This is a genomic window from Nocardia sp. NPDC060255, assembly GCF_042727395.1.
In the GTDB taxonomy this organism is placed as follows: domain Bacteria; phylum Actinomycetota; class Actinomycetes; order Mycobacteriales; family Mycobacteriaceae; genus Nocardia.
Window position 1 is genome coordinate 84,549 of the sequence record NZ_JBHXAU010000021.1, and the last position, 19,486, is coordinate 104,034.

The window sequence follows — 19,486 nt, forward strand, 5'->3', positions numbered from 1 at the left end:
GGTGTTATCCGAGGGCGGTTTCCAGGGCGTCGACGAGGTTGCGGGCGCGTAGGTCGAGGGCGCCTTCGACGATGTGGTTGGTGATGTAGGTGAAGGCGATGTTTCGGGTGGGGTCGGCGTAGCCGAGGGAGCCGCCGCGGCCGGGGTGGCCGAAGGAGTTCGGGCCGCCGAGGGTCAGGTCGGCGATGGGGAGCATGAAGCCGGTGGCGTAGCGGTCCGGCAGCATGATGACGCGGTCGATGCCGCTGGTCTGTTCGCGGATGGCGGCGGCGAGGGTGTCCGGGGTGAGGAGCCGTTTGCCGTCGACCTCGCCGACCAGCGACGCGTACAGCCGGGCCAGGCCGCGGGCGGTGCCGATGCCGTTGCTGGCGGGTATTTCGGCGGCCTGCACGGCGGGGGAGTTGAAGTCGATGTCCGGCGGGTCGGTGATCTGGAAAGCTCGGTTCGTCAAGGATTGCGGGTCGCGCATCGCGGCGACCATCGGACGGATCTCCTCGGGGATCATTTCGTCCGGCACGGAATCGAGGTCCGGCTTCGGCGCGAACACCAATCGGCTGACCCGATGCTGTTCGGCGGCAGGCAAACCGATGAAGAAGTCGATGCCGTACGGCCCGGCGATCTCCTCGGCCAGGAACCGGCCGACGGTGCGTCCGGTGATGCGGCGGATCACCTCACCGACCAGGTAGCCGTAGGTCCGTCCGTGGTAGCCGTGATCGGTGCCCGGCGTCCAGTTCGGCGTTTGCGCGGCCAGCGCGTCGACCATCGGCGTCCAGGCCAGCGCCTCGGCCAGCGGTACCGGCTTGTCGATCGCCGCGAGACCGGCCTGGTGAGTCAGTAACCAGCGCACCGGAATCTCGGCTTTCCCCACCGCCGCGAATTCCGGCCAGTACTGCGCGACCGGCGCGTCGAGGTCGAGCTGACCGCGCTGGACCAGCAGATGGGTCGCCGCCGCCACCACACCTTTGGTCGCCGAGTAGACCAGTTGCAGCGTGTCGCGCTCCCACGGCCGCCCACTGTCGGGATCGGCCAGCCCGCCCCATAGATCCACCACCGGCTGCCCGTCCCGATACACGCACACGGCCGCCCCGATATCACCCTGATCAGCGAAATTCGCGGCGAACGCCGCCCGGACCGCCTCGAACCCGGGCGCCACCGTTCCGTCAATGCTCATGCGACCCAGCATGTCACGCGATCAACTCGCGCATTTCGCACAGTGCGGAGAGTGCTCGCAACAGCACGCCGCCTGCCCTTCGGCCCGGAACGCGGCCTCTTCGAGGTAGCGGCTCAGCACCGGCCCGATCTCCGCGAGCGCCTCGGGGGAGGTCATCTCGCCGTGCGCGCAGGCGACGAAATGCTCGTGCACCGCACCGTCGACAAACGGATACCAGGCCGCCGCACCCCTGGCCGAAACGATCCGGCCGTGCTCGTCGACGGGCGCGGAATCCGTGTCGGCCGTGAAGTACAGCAGGTCGCCGGTGTAACCGCGCGGCTTGAACCGGAAACCCATGCGCGAGCACACGAGATAGCTGGCATACAGCCGCTCGACGTGTGCGGCGGTCAGCGACGCGAACCGGCCCTGATGCGCACGCAGCAGCGCGGCGGCCTGTTCGGCGGTGACCTCGTCCCGCACCCGGGCCGCGTCACCGAGCAGTGCGCTGAGCAGCTCACCGGCGGTGGGATCGGCGACCTCCAGGTCGCCCTCGATGAGCCGAGTATCCAGCATGGACAGCAGCGCCACTCGATCTCCGGCCTCGTCGAGGCACCCGGCGATCTCGTAGGCGATCACGCCGCCCAGCGACCAGCCGAGCAGGTGGTAGGGCCCGTCCGGCTGTACCTTCTTGATCTCCGCGACATAGTGTTCGGCGAGCAGCTCGACCGTGTCGACCTCGGCACCGGCCTCGACCAGATCGGTGATCTGCAACCCGTAGACCGGCCGCTCGGGCCCGAGATGCGCGAGTAGTCCTGCGTAACTCCAGGATTCGCCGCTCACCGAATGCACACAGAACAGTGGTGGCGCCGAGCCCTGCGCCCGAATCGGCAGCATCGTCTGGAAGGCCGCATCGATCGTGCCCGCGACGTCATGAGCGCCGGGCTCGAGCCGGGCGGCGACACCGGCCGGTGTGGGATCGAGGAACAGTGCCTGCACCGGCACGTCGAACCCGTGCCGCGCGCGCACCACCGAGACCACTCGCGTTGCCAGCAGCGAACTTCCGCCGAGCTCGAAGAAACTGTCGTCCGCGCCCACCGAATCCAGACCGAGCACCTCCGCGAAGGCGTCACACAGCGCCGACTCCGCCGCCGAACGCGGCGCTCGATAACCCGCCCGCGCCCGCAGCACCGGTTTCGGCAGCGCCGCCCGATCCAATTTCCCGGCGGGCGTGCGCGGCAACGTGTCCAACACGGTGATCGACTGCGGCACCATGTAATTCGGCACCCGGTTCGACAGGTAGCCCGCCAGGTCGCTCGCTCCGCATTCGGCAGCGGGTGTCAGCTGCACATAGGACGCCAAAATCGTTGTCCCGTTCGGCATCTCGTACCCGGCGGTGGTGGCATACGCGACCTCGGGATGACTCACCAGCGCGGAGTCGATCTCACCGAGCTCGATCCGGAAACCGCGGATCTTCACCTGATGGTCGGCCCGGCCGAGCAGGACGAGCTCACCGGCGGCCGTCCACCGCGCCAGATCGCCGGTGCGATACATCCGTTCACCCACCCCGCCATGCGGAGTCGCGACGAATCTACCGGCGGTCAGCCCCGGCCGCCGGTGATAGCCGCGCGCCAGCCCGACCCCGGCCAGATAGAGCTCACCCGCCACGCCGGGCGGCACCGGATGCAACCGCGGGTCGAGCACGGCGACCCCGGCGCCACGGATCGGCCGGCCGAGCACCACCGGCCCGCCCGGCCGCATCGGCTCGGAAATGGTCACCGCGACAGTCGCTTCGGTCGGGCCGTAAGCGTTGAGCAGGTCCCGATCGGGTGCCCAGCGCTCGACCAGTTCCGTACCGCACGCGTCGCCGCCGACCACCAGCAGCCGCAACCGCGGCAACGGCCAGCGCACCGCGTCGATGCTCGCCAGCGCCGCGGGGGTGAGGGCGGCGTGCGTGATGCGCTCCCGAGCCAGGAACTCGGCCAGCGCGTCGCCGCCGAAGATGTCGGTCGGCGCGATCACCATCGTCGCACCCGCGCACAACGCCATCAGCAGCTCCAGCACCGAGATGTCGAAGCTCGGCGACCCGATGTGCAGCGTCCGCGAATCCTGCTGCACCCGATACCGATCGCGTTGCTCGGCCGCGAAACTGGCCAGGCCGCGGTGGGTTACCGCGACACCCTTGGGCGTCCCGGTGGAGCCGGAGGTGTAGATGACATAGGCGAGGTCGTCGACACGCACCGTCCGCACCCGATCCGCATCGGTGACCGGTGCCGCATCGAACGCGTCCAGATCCGAGGCCACCAGCCACGGCACGGTATCGGGCAGGCTCGTCGCGCCGTCCGTCGTGGTGAGACCGACCCGAGCCCCGGAGTCCGACAGCACCGACCGAATCCGCTCGGCAGGATGACCGCGATCGATCGGCAGGAACGCCGCGCCCGCCTTGGCGACGCCGAGCCAGCCGATCACGTTGTCCACCGACCGCGCATATCCCAGCGCGACAACATCATTCGCGCCGATCCCACGGCCGATCAACATCCGGGCGAGCCGGTTCGCCCGCGCGTCGAGTGCACGATAGGTCAGTTGCACCGAACCCGCCTGCACCGCAACGTGATCCGGCGACTGTGGGACAACCGCGGCGAAATAGTCGGCCAAAGTGACCGCTGCGGTCGCGGGCCGTCCGCGCACAGCCGCCAACGCCGTCCGCTCCGCCGCGCTGAGAATCTCGATATCCCCGACGATGACCGCCGGGTTAGCGGCCACCGCCGACAGCACCCTGGCGAACCGGCGACCGATCAGTTCGGCCGTCGTGCCGTCGAACAGGTCCGTCGCATAGGTCAGGCACACGTCGAGTCCACTCGCGCGACGATCGGCGGTAAAGGACTCGGTCAGCGCGAACTGCAAGTCCCACTTGGCGATACCGGCATCGATCTCGGCCGCGACCACCTCGACCCCCGGCAGCTCCACCCGCACCGGCGCCGAACTGTCCACCGACACCATGATCTGGAACAGCGGATGCCGTGCCGTCGAGCGAACCGGGTTGAGCACCTCGACCAGCCGCTCGAACGGCACCTCCGCATGGGCGAACGCATCGACATCGATATCGCGCTGCCGCGCAAGCAGATCCGTGAACGACTCGCTCGGATCGATCCGCGTCCGCAACACCACCGTGTTCACGAACATCCCGATCACCTCGTCCAACTCGGCCTCACCGCGACCGGCGATCGGCGTACCGACCGCTACCTCCGCTACCCCCGAAATCCTGGCCAGCAGCACGATCAGGGCGGCATGCACCGCCATGAACAAGGTGGCGTTGTGTGAACGCGCCAATTCGGCAAGCGCGCGATGGGTTTCGGCATCGATGGCGAAGCCGACCCGACCGCCACGAAAGGACTGCACCGCGGGCCGTGGCCGATCGTAAGGGAGGGAGAGCTCGTCGGGCAGCTCGGCCAGCTGGGACCGCCAGTAGGTCAATTGGCTCGCCGCGGCACTGCCGGGCATCGACTCGTCGCCGATCGTATCCCGCTGCCAGAGAGTGTAATCCGCGTACTGCACAGGCAGAGGCACCCATTGCGGAGGCTGTCCACCCTGACGTGCACGATAGGCCGCCATCAGATCGGCACACAAAGGCGTCAGTGACCAGCCGTCGGCCGCGATGTGGTGAATGACGATCGCAAGGACATAATCGTGGTCGCCCGTGCGCAGCAGCTCGACCCGTAACGCGGTGTCGCTCGTCAAGTCGAAGCCGCGCCGAGCCAACGCCCGCAGGTGGTCCTCGACCTCGGCGGGGGACAGGTCGGTGAGCGGCATCGCGGGCGCAGCACTTGCCGGCCTGATCACCTGACTCGGGCCGTCCGGACCGTCGGGAAAGCTGGTCCGCAGGGCTTCGTGCCGATCGATGACATCCGCCAATGCCGCGCGCAGCGCTTCGATATCGAGGTCGCCTCGCATCCGCAAGGCGAACGGAATGTTGTACGTCCCTGATTCGGGATCGAATCGGTTGATGAACCACAGCCGTTGCTGCTGCGGTGACAGCGGAATCCGGGCCGGTCTGGGCCGAACGCGCAACGCGATCCGGGCACCGGCCCCCGTCTGCTCGGCCAGCCGCGCGGCGAGCGTTGCGACGGTCGCCTGCTCGAGCAGCAACCGAACCGGCACCTTGGTGTTCAGCGCGGCACCGAGCCGGGACGCGACCCGGGTCGCCGCCAGTGAATTCCCGCCGAGCGCGAAGAAGCTGTCGTCCACGCCGATTCGGTCCACGCCGAGCACTTCGGCGAAGACGCGCGCCACGCCCTGCTCGATCGGCGTCCGCGGCGCGCGGTACGCCGTCACCTCCGGTACGGGCGCGGGCAGCGCGCGGCGATCCAGTTTGCCGTTGGCGGTCAACGGAATTGCCTCGACCGGCACGAAGGCCGCGGGAATCATGTACCCGGGCAGCAGCGATCCGGCGTGGTCCCGCAGCGCCGCGATATCGGGATGCCCGACCACATAGGCCACTATCCGCCGGTCACCCGGTTCGTCCTCGCGCACGATCACGGCCGTCTGCCGCACCGCCTCGTGCTCGAGCAGCGCCGCCTCGATCTCGCCGAGTTCGATCCGGAAGCCGCGGATCTTCACCTGATGGTCGGCCCGGCCGAGATATTCGAGCCCCCGGTCGGGACGCCACCGCCCGAGATCACCGGACCGATACAACCGCGCCCCCGGCCCGCCGAACCGATTCGCGACGAACCGGCTCGCCGTCAACGCGGGCCGACCGAGGTAGCCGCGGGCCAGTTGATCGCCCGCCACGTAGATCTCACCCGCGACACCCGGCGGGACCGGCCGCAATCTGCTGTCCAGCAACAGAATCCGGAGACCGGGGATCGCCCGGCCGACGCCACCGGCGTTCGGTGCGGCCACGGCGGCACGGTCCAACCCGCCGAATGTCACATGCACCGTGGTCTCGGTGATGCCGTACATATTCACCAACCGCGGCCGCGAATCCTCATGCCGCGCATACCAATCCGCCAGCCGACGCACTTCGAGTGCCTCGCCGCCGAACACCAGGTACCGCAACGCCAGCGGCGGCAGACCGGCGCCCTCGACCCGATCCGCCTCGGCCAGTTGATAGAACGCCGACGGCGTCTGATTCAGCACCGTGACCCGCTCGCGCCGCAACAGCTCCAGAAACTGGGCAGGCGAACGCGAGGTGTAATAGTCGACCACCACCAGCGAACCGCCGTGCAGCAGCGCGCCCCACAACTCCCACACCGAGAAGTCGAACGCCGCCGAATGGAACATCGTCCACACGTCGTGCTCGTCGAATCCGAAGAACTCCGCGGTCCGGGTAAACAGCTGTGCCACATTGCGATGCGGGATCTGCACGCCTTTCGGTCGCCCCGTCGAACCAGACGTATAGATCACGTACGCGACATTGCGCGGCAGCAATGGCGCGCGTCGATCGGTATCGGTGATCGTCGCGGTGTCGAACCGGGACAACGCCGCTCGATCGACCTCGATGGCGGGCAATCCGGCAGGCAGCTCAAGGCTGGGGGGAGCGGACACCACGACACACACCGGACGCGCATCACCGAGCAGGTACTGGATCCGATCCGCCGGAGCGCTCGGATCAATCGGCAGATACCCACCGCCTGCCTTGAGTACCGCGAGCAGCGCGACGACCAGGTCCAGCGACCTCGGCACAATAACGGCCACCAGCGCTTCCGGGCCGACCCCGGCCTCGATCAGCCTGCGCCCCAGCTGATTCGCCCGAGCATCGAGCTCGCCATAGCTGAGCGATTCGTCGAGAAACTTCACCGCCGTCGCCCCGGCATTCGCCGTCGCGGCGGCTTCGAACAACTCCACCAAGGTCACCTCGGGTGCCGCAACTCCGGTCGCGGCATCTTCCGCCTCGACCAAGCTGCGTTCGGTCGCGCTCATCAGCGCCAGCTCGGACACCGCGGTTTCCGGTGCCGCGGCAAGGAATTCGGCGAGATAGTCGAGAAAACGCCGATGATGATCGCGGAGCTCATCGACCGCGTAACGGTCCGGATTGGCGACGAAGTCGACATGCAGACCCTCATCCCGTGGCCCGTTGTAGATATTGATCGACAGATCCTCGACCGGCCCGGTGGACACCACATGGGTGGATCCCACGGCCGAGCCGAGTCGAATCTCGTTGTGGAACAACATGATATTGATGCTCGGCCCGAACAGGCCGCGCGAGCGACGGCCTGCGTCATGGTCGCGCCGGATGTCCTCGTGTCGATAACGCTGATGCGCAAGCACTGCCGTGATCTGCCGATGGGTCTGCTCGGCGAGCTCGTCGATCCGTACGCCCTCGGCAACCGGGATGTACAGCGGCACCACATTCGAGACGAAACCCGCGGAGCAGCGCAGCCCGGCCGTGGTCCGCGCCGTCACCGGAAGGCTCTGCACGACATCGCGATTCCCGCTGGCGGCGGCCAGATACCCGGCCAGCCCGGCGACGAACAACGCGGGCCGCGACACCCGCAGCGCGGTCCGGGCCGCGTCGAGCAGGCCGGCGGCGTCGTCGGTGAGGACACCCTCCTCGACCAGCCGCTGCCGGTTCGCGGGCGCGGCCCGGCCACTCAGCGTGAACACCTCGGGCAGGTGCGATACCTGCTCCCGCCAGAACCGCTGGTCCTCGATGAAGTCCGCGGACGCGCGGTAGTCCCGCTCGAGCCGGTAGATCGTGTACAGCGACTCGGCCATGGTCCGGCTCGCCTCGACGCCGTTGCGCAGCGCGTTGTACCGCTCCGCGATCCGCAGGAACAGCAGCATGCCGCCGTACCCGTCGATGGCGATGTGGTGCATCTTCCCGTACCAGAAGTATTCGGCGACACCGGTTTGCAGCACCACGTTGCGCGCGAGCGGTGCACCGGCGACATCCATCGGCACCGTCACGTCGCGTTCGATCCACTGCAGCGCCGCCGCGCGCGGATTCTCGGCGCCGCGCAGATCCACGTGCAGGACTCCGAGCGGCACTGCCGGATCGATCAGCTGACACGGCTGGTCGCCGAGCTCGACGATGCGCACCTGCAGGCTCTGCATATCGAAACCGCAGCGGTAGATGGCTTCGGCGAGCAGTTCGACGTCGAGTTCGCCACGCAGCTCGACATATTGTGAAATGGTCTGCGGCAACTCCGGGGCGACCTGCTGCACATTCCAGATGCCTAGCTGAGCGTGCGATAGCGGGAACGGGTTCTCGGCGTCCGGTCGGTCGGACTCCGCGGGCGGGTCAGTCACTGCTGCTGACATCAGATCGCTCCGTTCCGTCGAGTTGTCGTCACATCGCCTGCGAGGCACCCGTGCCAGCAAGCCCACCGCCAGCGCAGCGCGGGCGTCGGTACTGCGACTCAGCACGAGGACCGGACGAAAGGTGCTCGTCCGCAAACTTTCAGAGAACTTCAACTGCGTGATTCGGAGCGACCAGTCTGCCGGATCTGAACTGTGATCCAGATCACTTGATCTTGCTTCGCGATGCTGTCGGCCGGGATGTCCGAGAATGGTCAGCGGCTCCGACGTTCCCGACGAGCGGTGCCACCGCGGTGCCGACTACCCAGAGGAGTTGCCGTGAAATACATGATCCTGAGCTACGGCTCGCAGCAGGACTACGACGGCTTGGCGGGCAAGGACACCGGCAAGCCCGCCTGGACGGCCGCGGAGGTGGCGGCGATGGTCGAGTTCATGACCGACTTCAACAACGGGCTGGAGGCGTCCGGCGAACTGGTGGAGACTCGTGCGCTGGTCGATCCGGTGCACACCCGGCGGGTCGGCAGCAAGAACGGTGCACCGTTCGTCACCGACGGACCGTATGCCGAAACGCAGGAGGTCCTCGCGGGCTACTGGATCGTCGAGTGCGAAAGCTTCGACCGCGCTACCGAAATCGCGGCCGGGCTCGGCAAGTGCCCGGGGCCCGCGCATATCGCCGACACGGCGTATGCGGATGTGCGGCCGATGGCCGAGGCGCCGCCCGAGTTCGGCTGATATGCCGAATGATGGAGTGGCGGACCTGCTGCGCGTCTGCGCGCCGCAGGTCCTCGCCGCCCTGGTGCGTCGCTACGGTCATTTCGATTCCGCCGAGGATGCGGTGCAAGAGGCGCTGCTCGCCGCGGCGACGCAATGGCCTGGCCAAGGCGTTCCCGACAATCCGCGCGCCTGGCTGATCACGGTCGCGTCCCGCCGGCTGACCGATCTGTTGCGTAGCGACCAGGCCCGAAAACAGCGCGAGGAGACGGTCGCCCGGTGGGCGCTGCCGGAGGATTGGCTGACCCCGCCCGCGGATCGGCAGCCGACGGATTCCGACGACACCCTCATCCTGCTGTTCCTGTGCTGTCACCCGGCGCTCTCGCCGCCGTCGCAGGTCGCACTCACCCTGCGCGCGGTCGGCGGCCTGACCACCGCCGAGATCGCCCGTGCCTTCCTGGTCCCCGAGCCGACCATGACGAAACGCATCGGCCGAGCCAAGAAAACGATCAAGGACAGCGGCGTCCCGTTCGCGCCGCCAGCGCTCGGCGATCGCGACGCGCGCCTCGCCGCCGTGCTGCACGTGCTCTACCTGATCTTCACCGAGGGCTACGCCGCCACCTCCGGCCCCAGCCTGCACCGCGTCGAATTGTCCACGGAGGCAATCCGGCTCACCCGCCTGGTGCACCGGCTGCTGCCCGACGACGCCGAGGTGGCGGGCCTGCTCGCGCTGCTGCTGCTCACCGACGCCCGCCGCGCGGCGCGCACCGGACCCGGCGGCGAACTCGTCCCGATGGAAGATCAGGACCGCACCTGCTGGCACGCCGAATTCATCGCCGAGGGCATCGCCCTCATCACCGCGGCCCTGCCGCGCGGCGTGCCCGGCCCGTACCAATTCCAGGCCGCGATCGCCGCGCTGCACGACGAGGCGCCGAGCTACGCGGCGACCGACTGGCCGCAGATAATGCTGCTCTACGAACGCCTGCTGGCCCTCGCCGACAATCCGATGATCGCGCTCAACCACGCCGTCGCGGTGTCCATGGCCCGCGGTCCGCACGCAGGCCTGAAACTGGTCGATGACCTCGAGGCCGACGGTCGTATCGCCGACGACCACCGCCTGCACGCCGTGCGCGCCCACCTCCTGGAGTCCACCGGCGACACCGCAGCCGCCCGCGCCGCCTATCTTGTTGCGGCGCAACGGGCTATGAGCCTGCCGCAACAGCGGTACCTGAACGCCCGCGCGGCCCGTCTCGATCCGGGACCGACCTCGGGATGAACCTGTCGGTGCCGACCGGAATACTCGACCGCTGTCGCACCATGAACCGTCATCAGGAGGATCCCGCATGCCCAGCGAGCTCGAAGACCTGCCCTACGCGCGCCATCTCGCGCCACTGGAAGGCGACCTCGAGCCGGAAGGCGATTATGACTGCGTGCATCTGGACGGCGGCGAGCTCGACGACGTCGACGTGCAGAACGCCCGCTTCAGCGAGTCGGCCTTCACCTCGATGGCCGTCAACAGAGGCAGCATGCGGCACACCAGATTCGCCGACGTCTGGCTGCGCAACGTCCGCTGGATCGGCACCGAACTCGCCGACACCGGCTGGATCGACGGCGAGGTCATCGCCGGCGCCATGTCCGGCGTCGATCTGGCGGGCTCCCGGCTGCGCCGAATGCGCTTCGAGGGCTGCAAGTTCGACTCCGTCAACTTCCGCACCGCGCAACTCCGCGACGTCACCTTCGTCGAATGTGTCTTGCGTGACTGCGATTTCGGCGACGCCACCCTCACCAACGTCACTTTCCCCGGCTCGACGCTGGAAAGCATGGTCATGAACCGAGTGAAACTGACCAAGGTCGACCTGCGCGGCGCGCGCGCTCTCGACATCACCGACGGCCTGGATTGTCTCCGCGGCGCAACCATCGACAACGGCCAATTGATGGAACTAGCACCAGCTTTCGCCCGCCACCTCGGCATCGTGGTCCGGAACAGCTGATGGAGTTACCCGGCTGAACCGGCGCGGGCGATCGTCGCGGCGACGCCGTCGAGCACCAGCGTCAGGCCGAACTCGAAGTCGTCCTGGGCGGGGTCGGGGGTCGGCGGCGGCGGAGCCGATTCGAACAGGTCGGAGTGGAAGAGTTCGGCTGCGTCGGGGAAACGTTCCGGGTCGATCAGGCGGGCCATGTGGCGGCCGTAGTCGCGGTTCGTCTCGGATTCGTCGAGACCGGTTGTGCGCCTGCCCTGTTCGAGTTGCTGGGCGAGTAGGTCGGCCTGGCGGACGTAGCCGCTGACCACCGTCACCACGCCGACCTTCGCGCCGGCGTCGAGGCCGGTGCCGCGCAGGGCACGCAGGCCCGCGTCCATCCAGCCGATGGCGCGGGGGCCGCTGGGTGGCCCGGCGATCGGCAGCTGGGTCAGCCAGGGGCGCTGCCGGTGCACCCGCCAGAGGGTGACAGCCCACTCGCGCAGCGCTGGGCGCCAATCATCTTCTGGCGCTGGGAAAGTCGGCGGCGGGCCGGTGCCTGCGTCGCCCATGAGGACGAGCAGCTCTTCCTTGGAGCCGATGTGGCGGTAGAGCGACATCGGTGTGACGCCGAGGGTTTCGGCGATCTTCGGCAAGGTCGCGCCCGGCAATCCGTCCCGGTCCGCCAGTTCCACGGCGGTGCGGACGACCAGCTCGACATCCAACCCGGCCGGGCGGCCCAGCCGCGGACCGATGGGCAGCCGCCACAGGCGGACCAACGCGTTCGGCGGGGTGTCGTCGACCATCGTGCCCTTCGCCTCCTCAGCGGTTGTGCTCGAACGGCCGGAACGTTAGCATGCGTCATATAGTATAAGAGATATACTAAAGAGGAAAGGGCCTGGTCGCCGCGATGCGGGCGGCAGGCCGGCGAAAGTGGGAGTTCATGGACAGCACCGTCATCAGACGCACCACCGGCACGGCGGGTCTGGTCGCCACGATCCTGATGCTGGTCGAATTACCGCTCTACTTCATCTACGACGGCCCACCACCGGACTGGAACATCATCACCCGCAGCATGTTCGGGCTCATCGGCAACACACTGCTCGTGGTGTTCATGATCGGGCTCCCGTACCTCCTGCGAGTGCGCGGTCCGGAGTACGCGTGGCTCGGCTCGATCGCCGCGGTCGCCGGAGTGCTGTGGCTGACGGTCGGTGCCGTCTCCACCTGCCTCGAGGTCGGCGCGACCATCGCCGCCCCCGACCCGATCGATCCCACCATCGCCGTCACCGGCACATATCTGCTCTACGGCTCGCTGTCGAAGCTGCTGATCGCCTTGTTCCTGACCGCCTTCGGCTGCGCGATCGCGGGCACCGCCCTGCTGCCGCGCTGGACGATGTGGTCGGCGTTCGGTTTGGCCGCGATCCACCTGGCCTTCGTGCCGTCGATGTTCTTCGGGAACGAACCCGCGAACTTCTACGCGGCCAACGGCTGGGGCACGACGGCGACAACGGGCGGACTGACCATCCTCTGGTTGCTCGCGGTGAGCATCACCGTGTTGCGCGCGAAGCCGGTCCGGACTACTTGAGCGGCAGCGCCTGATTCATCCCGCCGACCTCGGTGATCTTCCACTCGGAATGCTCGTCGACCGTCACCGTGTAGGTGGCGGTCACCTGACCGGCCTGCGGGTTCTGCACATTCGAGATGGTGAGATCCACGAACACGTTCACCGTGTACACGCCGTTGTCCTGCGCGGTCACCTTGGCGGTCACCGGGGTGGCGGTCGAGGTCCATTTCAACGGCGTGAGCAGTTCGCCCATCTTCGGCCCGACGGCATCGAACTTGCTCGCCAGCGCGGGAGCGGTGTTGGCCTTCAACTTGCCGATCCACGTATTGAGATCGGTGTAGTTGATGGTCGACGCGCCAACGGCGTAGTCGGTGGCGATCTGCTCGGCGTGCCGGTCATCGGCGGCCGCGTCCCGACCGTCGGCCAGCTCGCTGCGCGCGAGGACGAGGAAGATCGACAGCGCGACAACGGCCACTACGAGCAGTGCGATGACTGCGCCACGAATGAGCGTGGGAATCTCGATACTCACCGACCGGCTGCTCGTCGCCGGAGGCCGCGCAGGTTCCGTTGGCGCGGTGGGGGATTCGATCGTCTTTGTCAGCTCTGGCATAGTCGGTAACTCCGTCTGGTCTATTTGACAGTGATCTGCAGGTTCAGCGCACCATCCGGGCTGGTGGCGTTGAGGGCCTGCGAGATGAGGGCGCCGAGGTCGATTTGGTGCGCCACCCCGGTGGTCGCGGCGACCACCGGCTGGAACACCGGAAGCAGGGCCTGCAGGTCCGGCCCGAGCAGCGTGATCTTCGCGGCGACCTCCTTCAGCAGCGGGATCAAGCCGATGGTCTGGTCGGTGTCGATGAGATAGTCGGGCGGACCGTTGCCGGTCCGTGCGATCCGCGCGACGGCGGCGGCGACGTCGGCGACCCGTGGCCCGAATTCGGCCCACGGCCCGGCCGCCTTATCCAATTCCGGTCCGGCCCAGGACAGCTCGGTGGCGCGCGCCTGCAAGTCCACCAGCATCTTGCGGATCACGTCGGTGCGGCTCAGCAGCGTCGCCGCCAGCAGATCGGTGGACCGGGACAGCTGCGGAATGACGGATTCGGTTCCCGCCAAACCCTGGTCGAACGTTTCGACGATGCCCGCGATCGCCTTCGGATCGAGCTGCTCGAGCAATCGCGTTGCGGCGCGCGCGACTTCGGGGATCGAGACCGGCTTGGCGACGGTGGTCGCGTCGACCCGCTGACCGTCCCGCAGGTACGGCCCGCCCGCCGCGGTCGGCCGGAACTCGAGGTAGGGCTCGCCGAGGCCCGAAAGCGCCTCTATCCGAGCCGAACTCGCGGTCGGTATCCGATACTCGGCATCGAACCGAAACGCCACCTCGACCGACGGCCCCTGATGCGCCACGGACGTCACCTGACCGATCTCGATGCCGGACAGCAACACCTTGGATCGGGGCAGCAGCCCGCCGGAGTCCGCGAGCAGCATGGTCGCGCTGGTGGTGTCGGTGAACCAGTCGACCCGGACCACGCCGAAGGTCAGATAGGAACCCACGAGGACCAGGATCGCGCCGATCGAACCGAGCGACGCGATCGAGCCAAGGTGCCTCATCGGACGACTCCGATCATCCGCAACGCGTCGATCATTCGCGCGACGTGCTCGTCGGTGTCCGCCGCACCCTCGATGCCGACATGCGTGACATTGATCTTCGGTCCCCGCTCGGCGAACGGGATGACCTTGTCCCGCAGCAGCGCAACCACCCGGTTGAGGTTGGACGGCGCGTTCAGATCGAGGGGACGATTCGTGAACAGCAACGGCACCAGCGCCTTCGCCGTCGCGTCACCGGCTTCCAGCGCGGGCCCGAGCCACTGCACCGCGTGCCCGACGACACCGAGCCCGCCGACTACACCCAGCGTCATCACCAGCGACTGCGCGTCCGCGGGGATCTCCACCGCGCCCCGATCGCTCAGCAACGCGTCGAGCTGGGTCGGATTGTCCAGTACCGCATTGAGATCCTTCTCGATCGCGTCCAGCATCCGGTCCACCGAGCCCGTCTCGGCCGCGACGTCCGTGGCGTCGCGACCGAGCACCTCGAAGATCCGCGCCGTTTCCGTGGGCTGCTCCGGCAGTACCGCGTTCACCCGGTTGACGATGTCCTGGGCTTGTTGCAGCGCGCCGCCGCCGACGAAGGTCGACATACCCGCCAGCAGGTCCTCGACCTGCAACGCGGCCTTGGTCTGGCGTAGCGGGATGGTGCCGCCGTCCGAGATGATGTCGGCGAAACCCGTTGCCGGAGTGGTGAGTCCGATGTAGATGTCGCCCAGAAAGGTGTTCTGGCGCAGCTGGGCGGTGGTACTCGCCGGCAACTTCACCGAACTCGAGATCTCGACGATGGCATCGACGCGGCCGCTGCTCGCCGCGGTGGGATCCACCACGTGCACCGCGCGCAGGCTGCCGATCTGCGCGCCATTGGCCACCACCTTCGCCTGGGTGGGCAGGTTGAGCGCGTTGGCGAGTTCGATGCGCACCTGATAGGTCGGACCGGACACCGACGCGCCGGGCACCGGCACCGTGGACGGGTCGAACGCGCAACCCGACGCGGTCAGTAGCATCGCCGCCGCGGCCGCGACGACCTCTAGCCTGAATCGTCTTGTCCCAGAACCAGTCATCGCGCCCCCACCGATCCGAGGATCATCGGCACCACATCCACCGCGGCGAGGCCGTCCGCCGAGGAGCCGCACCGACCGGGGCGCACCGCATTGATCGCGGCACACACCTGATCCGCCTGTTCCTGCGGCAGCGCAACTTTCGGTGCCGCATAAGTGATCCGTGGCCAGCCGGTCGCCGGATCGATCGTCTGCTGGAAGGCCTGCACGATCGCCGGGATCATGTGCACGACCTGTTGCAGCGAACCGACATTCGCGGCCAGCAGCCGCAGTCCCGGCACCGCGCCGTCGAGCGCGCCGAGCAGCGGCCTGCCGTAATCCCGGGCGAGACGGTTGAGCCACGGCAACAGCACCAGCAGCGAATCGACGATCTGTACGACCCGCGACCAGATGTCGTTGACGAACGCGATGCCGGTATTCGCGCGCACCAGGACCGTGGCGATGTCATCCCAGTTCGTCGCGATGCTCCCGGCGATCGAGGCGAACGCGTCGATGAGGTGCCCGATATTGCCGATCGCGGCATCCGGTTGGCGCAACGCCCCGGCCAGCTCCTTGATCAGGGTGTTGAGTCGCGGGCCGGTGTCGGCGGTGGCCGCCTGCAGCGCGTTGACACCGTCTCGGATTCGGGTCTGATCGGCGGGATTGTCGCCTCCACCGAGCTGAGCGGCGAGCTGGGAGAAGCCTTCCAGCGTCTGACTGATGCTCTTCGGTGTGAAAGTCTTGGTGAGGCAACGGCTCCGGTCCCATTCGGCCGGCGCGGCGGGCTCGCCGAAGACGGCGAGCGTGCGGTCGGCGACCAGACTGTCCGACAGGGTGGTCGCGGTGGGCTGCCCGCGCAGCGGATGATCGGCCGCCACCTCGAAGTCGACCCGGACGGCGGTGCCTTCCGGCCGGATCGCGGTGACCGTGCCGACCGGAATGCCAAGGGTGGTCACCTGATTGCCGGTGTACAGGCCGACCGCGTCCGGCATCAGCGCGCAGTAGCTCAGCATCTTCTTGGCCGGATCGAACGCGATGACGTATCCCGTGACCGCGACGACGGCCAGCAGCAGCGCACCGACCACGGTGACGAAACCCGGCGCGGCAAGCAGACGTTTCATCAGCACCCCCGCCCCGGCACCGGCACACACACCTGCGGCGTGAGCGCGGCCTGGTCGATCACGATCCCGTCCGGTCCCGCGGTCGCGGCGACCAGGCGATCACGGAACTCCCGCCACGCCGGAATCGCGACATCCAGTTGCGCACCGAGTTCGGCCAGTTGCGGCAGCGTCTCGCGCAGTTTCCCGGCCAGCGGTTCCAGCACCTCCCGCGACGCCGGTTCCAGCGCGGCGATCCTGGACAGCAGTTGCGCGGTGATCCGCAACGCCACCTCGATCTCGGCCTTCTTGTCGAGTCCCTCGACGAGCAGCATCCCGATTTGGCGCACGAATACACCTACCAGGCCCTTGTTCTGATCGATGGTTGCGAGGAATTCGTTCATCACCGTCAGCGCGCGAGACACTTCGGCGTTCTGGCGATTCAATATGTCCACGAACGACTGCACCGACCCGCCGATCCGGCGCAACGCGTCCGGACTCTGATCCAGCGAATCCTGCAGGGCCGCCAGGTTTTTCCGGAGCGTATCCCCGTCGACGTCGCGGGTGGGCTGCGCCGCGTCCTGCAAGGTGCGGATGAGGCTGTAGGGCAGACGCGTGTGATCGATCGGAATTACCTTGTCGCCGAGCGGCTTCGAGCCCGCGGGGAACACCGCCACGTAGTGGCCGCCGACCGCGGTGAGCATGCGCAGCTCCAAAGAGGTCGCGTCGCCGAGGAACACGCCGCGCTTGACGGTGAAGGTCATGCGCACCCGATCCGGCTTCAGTTCCAGCCCGGTGACGGCGCCGACGGTGATCCCCGCGACGCGCACCTGATCGCCCGCCTTTACCGACTGCGCCTCGGCGAGTTCGGCCGTGTAGGTTGACTTGCCGATCGGCACCACATAGATCGCCGCGGTGATCAACAGCAGCACCGCGACGAACGCGGCACCGAGCAGACCGAGCCGCAGCTCGTGCCGATTCTTGGCGGCCTCGTGCCGGTCGACGTGCGCGTGGTCCGGAATCAGCTTGTGCAGCAAGCCTGTTGGTGTCACCCGTTGCATATGGCGATCCTCTGCCCGGCCACCAGAATCTTCATGACCTCCGGGAGCTCGGCCGAACCCTTCGAACACGTCAGGTTCACCTCGCTCGCCGCGGCACCGGCGGGCGGCAGCACGGCACTGAGCGCCTGCAGCAGTCCGGGCAGCCTGCCGAGCAGGTCCAGTGCCGCCTGCGGGTCGGGAAACAGCAGCCGCAGGTCGGTCATCAGATCCGGGTTGGTGTTCTCGGTGAAGCCGAGGGTGTCCATCAGGCTGTTGAGCGGGGCGAGCGCGGACGGTGCCACGGCGGCGAAATCGAGCAGCCCATCGAGCTTCGCGCGAAACGCGGTGAAGACATCGGCGAGCCCGCGCAGCAGCGTGACCAGATGCGGTGAGCGGCCGCCGATCTGGCTGGAGATGCTGCTCAGATTGGCCACGATGGTGCTGATCACCGCCTGCCGGTCGGTGGCGAATCGGCTGAGCTTGTCCAGGGATTCCAGCGCGGGCCCGATGCCGGAGCCGTTGCCGTCGATCACGGCCAGCACGTTCTCGGTGAACTGGTTGAGCGCGCCGGGGGAGAACTGGGCGATCACCGGCTGTAACCCGTTGAACAGCTGGGTGACATCGAACGACGGAATCGTATTCGCCTCGGCGATGGTCGATTCCGCCCGCAACCGGGTGCCGGGCCGGTCCGGCTGCTTGATGTCGACATAGCGTTGCCCGGTGAGCGATTGGTAGCGGATGGCGAGCACGCTGGCGTCGTAGACCGGCCGATCCCGCTGCACGGAGAACCGCACCACCGCCGTCGCGCCGTCGAGGTCGATCGCGCTGACCTTGCCGACCTGCACTCCGAACATGCGCACGTCGTCACCGGTCTTCAGGCCGCTCGCATCGGTGAATCGCGCGCGAAAACCGTCGGTGTCGCCGCCGATCGGCCGGGTGATCGCCTGCGCGACCACCACCAGCAATACCACCATCGCGACCGTGAACACGCTGAGCCGCACCATGATCGAGCGAATAGACAATTGTTTCATCGAACACCCCCGGGGCTCTGTCTGCCGAACAGCGGTGTCGCGAGGCCCGGCATGCCGCGCAGCACCACGTCCACGTTCAGCGCGGGCCCGTCCGGGGTATCGGCGAACATCCGGTTCAGCCGGTCGATCAGTTCGGTGCCCTCGGCCCTGGTCCGTTGCGGGTCGGGCACCGTCGCGGCGATGGCTTCCAGCAGCGGCGTGAGCATCTGGGCGTAGCCGAGGAATTGGCCGCGCGCCGCGTCGCCGACCTGGCCGATCGCCGGGAACACGTCGTTGACGACCATGCCGATGAACGCGTCGTACTTCGCACGGTCGTTGACGAACACCTCGATGTTCATGACGGCGTCGAGCAGCCGGAAGGTGGCCGAGGTGAACGTGCCGATCCCGCCGAACAGCGCGGCGTACTGATCGAGCAGGTACGGCGTCGGGTAGCGCTGGGTGTCGGCGACCGCGCGGCTGAGCGTGACCATGGACTGCAACAGCGGCGTGAAGGCGGGTAAGTCGCCGTTGAACCGGGTGATCAGCTCGGTGAGCTTCGGGGTGAGTACCTCGGTGGAGGTGTCGGTGAGCGAGCGCAGCAGGCTGCCCATCGTCACGTCGGTCACCTTGCCGGCGTTGCGGCCCGCCAGATCGATGACCGTGCCCGCGTGCAACGCCGCGCCGCCGGTGGCCCGGCGCAGGGTGAGCGCGCTGATCCCGAACAGGTTGTCCGGCGCGTAGTCGACGGTGAAAGCGTCGGTGAGGGAGGCGGTTTCGGCGCGGTCCAGGTCCAGGGTGATCAGCTGGCGGCCCTGCTCGGCGCTGGTGATGGTGGCGATCTCGCCGACCGTCACGCCGTCCATCCGCACCTTGGTGCCCGGGATGACGCCTTCGCCGATCTGCTCGGTGTGCAACTGAATGCGCACCCGGTCGGCGTCCGCGTTGTCGAAAACGCCGCGCCAGCACAGGGTTACCACGGTGGTCGTGATGAGGGCCAACGCACCGACGACCAGTGCGCCGCGGCGGGTCATCGAGACGCCGGGCATGCTGTAGTTCGGCATCA

At 67.8% G+C, this 19,486-nt stretch carries 14 protein-coding genes; 4 read left to right on the forward strand and 10 right to left on the reverse strand.

Annotation, left to right across the window (positions count from 1 at the left end; genetic code table 11):
- Positions 1–4: 4 nt before the first annotated feature.
- Both ACFWF1_RS31530 and ACFWF1_RS31535 read right to left on the reverse strand, forming a co-directional pair.
- Complete coding sequence (locus ACFWF1_RS31530; protein ID WP_379283445.1) at positions 5–1,171, reverse strand: serine hydrolase domain-containing protein; 1,167 nt, start codon at positions 1,169–1,171, stop codon at positions 5–7.
- A gap of 21 nt (positions 1,172–1,192) precedes the next feature.
- Positions 1,193–8,407, reverse strand: a complete 7,215-nt coding sequence (locus ACFWF1_RS31535; RefSeq protein ID WP_379283446.1) for an amino acid adenylation domain-containing protein — start codon at positions 8,405–8,407, stop codon at positions 1,193–1,195.
- A gap of 324 nt (positions 8,408–8,731) precedes the next feature.
- On the opposite strand from ACFWF1_RS31535, the gene ACFWF1_RS31540 reads away from it, so the two are divergent.
- From ACFWF1_RS31540 to ACFWF1_RS31550, 3 genes are all read left to right on the forward strand, one after another.
- Complete coding sequence (locus ACFWF1_RS31540) at positions 8,732–9,136, forward strand: YciI family protein (RefSeq protein WP_379283907.1); 405 nt, start codon at positions 8,732–8,734, stop codon at positions 9,134–9,136.
- A 1-nt stretch (position 9,137) separates the two neighbouring features.
- Entirely contained in the window at positions 9,138–10,391 is a 1,254-nt protein-coding gene (locus ACFWF1_RS31545) for an RNA polymerase sigma factor (protein WP_379283447.1), read from the forward strand.
- A 67-nt stretch (positions 10,392–10,458) separates the two neighbouring features.
- Positions 10,459–11,106, forward strand: coding sequence for a pentapeptide repeat-containing protein (locus ACFWF1_RS31550; RefSeq protein WP_379283448.1), 648 nt, complete (start codon positions 10,459–10,461; stop codon positions 11,104–11,106).
- A gap of 5 nt (positions 11,107–11,111) precedes the next feature.
- On the opposite strand, the gene ACFWF1_RS31555 is transcribed toward ACFWF1_RS31550, so the two are convergent.
- Positions 11,112–11,879: a TetR/AcrR family transcriptional regulator gene (locus ACFWF1_RS31555; RefSeq protein WP_379283449.1), complete on the reverse strand. Its 768-nt coding sequence runs from the start codon at positions 11,877–11,879 to the stop codon at positions 11,112–11,114.
- Positions 11,880–12,016: 137 nt separating this feature from the next.
- Between ACFWF1_RS31555 and ACFWF1_RS31560 the strand changes: the two genes are divergently transcribed.
- Positions 12,017–12,658 (forward strand): hypothetical protein, encoded by a 642-nt coding sequence (locus ACFWF1_RS31560; RefSeq protein ID WP_379283451.1) that lies wholly within the window; start codon positions 12,017–12,019, stop codon positions 12,656–12,658.
- Here ACFWF1_RS31560 and ACFWF1_RS31565 read toward each other — a convergent pair.
- The 7 genes from ACFWF1_RS31565 to ACFWF1_RS31595 form a co-directional block, all read right to left on the reverse strand.
- Positions 12,651–13,166, reverse strand: a complete 516-nt coding sequence (locus ACFWF1_RS31565) for a hypothetical protein (protein WP_379283452.1) — start codon at positions 13,164–13,166, stop codon at positions 12,651–12,653. The genes ACFWF1_RS31560 and ACFWF1_RS31565 overlap by 8 nt on opposite strands.
- Positions 13,167–13,267: 101 nt before the next feature.
- Positions 13,268–14,242 carry an MlaD family protein gene (locus ACFWF1_RS31570; RefSeq protein WP_379283453.1) on the reverse strand — a complete coding sequence of 325 codons (975 nt, stop codon included), beginning with the start codon at positions 14,240–14,242 and terminating at the stop codon, positions 13,268–13,270.
- The gene (locus ACFWF1_RS31575) at positions 14,239–15,300 is read right to left on the reverse strand and encodes an MlaD family protein (protein ID WP_379283455.1); all 1,062 of its coding nucleotides are present in this window, start codon (positions 15,298–15,300) and stop codon (positions 14,239–14,241) included. Before ACFWF1_RS31575 ends, ACFWF1_RS31570 begins: the two co-directional genes overlap by 4 nt.
- Positions 15,297–16,397 (reverse strand): MlaD family protein, encoded by a 1,101-nt coding sequence (locus tag ACFWF1_RS31580; RefSeq protein WP_379283457.1) that lies wholly within the window; start codon positions 16,395–16,397, stop codon positions 15,297–15,299. The genes ACFWF1_RS31575 and ACFWF1_RS31580 overlap by 4 nt, the downstream gene beginning before the upstream one ends.
- Positions 16,397–17,434, reverse strand: a complete 1,038-nt coding sequence (locus tag ACFWF1_RS31585) for an MlaD family protein (RefSeq protein WP_379283458.1) — start codon at positions 17,432–17,434, stop codon at positions 16,397–16,399. Before ACFWF1_RS31585 ends, ACFWF1_RS31580 begins: the two co-directional genes overlap by 1 nt.
- Complete coding sequence (locus ACFWF1_RS31590) at positions 17,422–18,444, reverse strand: MCE family protein (RefSeq protein ID WP_379283459.1); 1,023 nt, start codon at positions 18,442–18,444, stop codon at positions 17,422–17,424. The genes ACFWF1_RS31585 and ACFWF1_RS31590 overlap by 13 nt, the downstream gene beginning before the upstream one ends.
- Positions 18,441–19,484: an MlaD family protein gene (locus tag ACFWF1_RS31595; RefSeq protein ID WP_379283460.1), complete on the reverse strand. Its 1,044-nt coding sequence runs from the start codon at positions 19,482–19,484 to the stop codon at positions 18,441–18,443. The genes ACFWF1_RS31590 and ACFWF1_RS31595 overlap by 4 nt, the downstream gene beginning before the upstream one ends.
- Positions 19,485–19,486 lie beyond the last annotated feature (2 nt).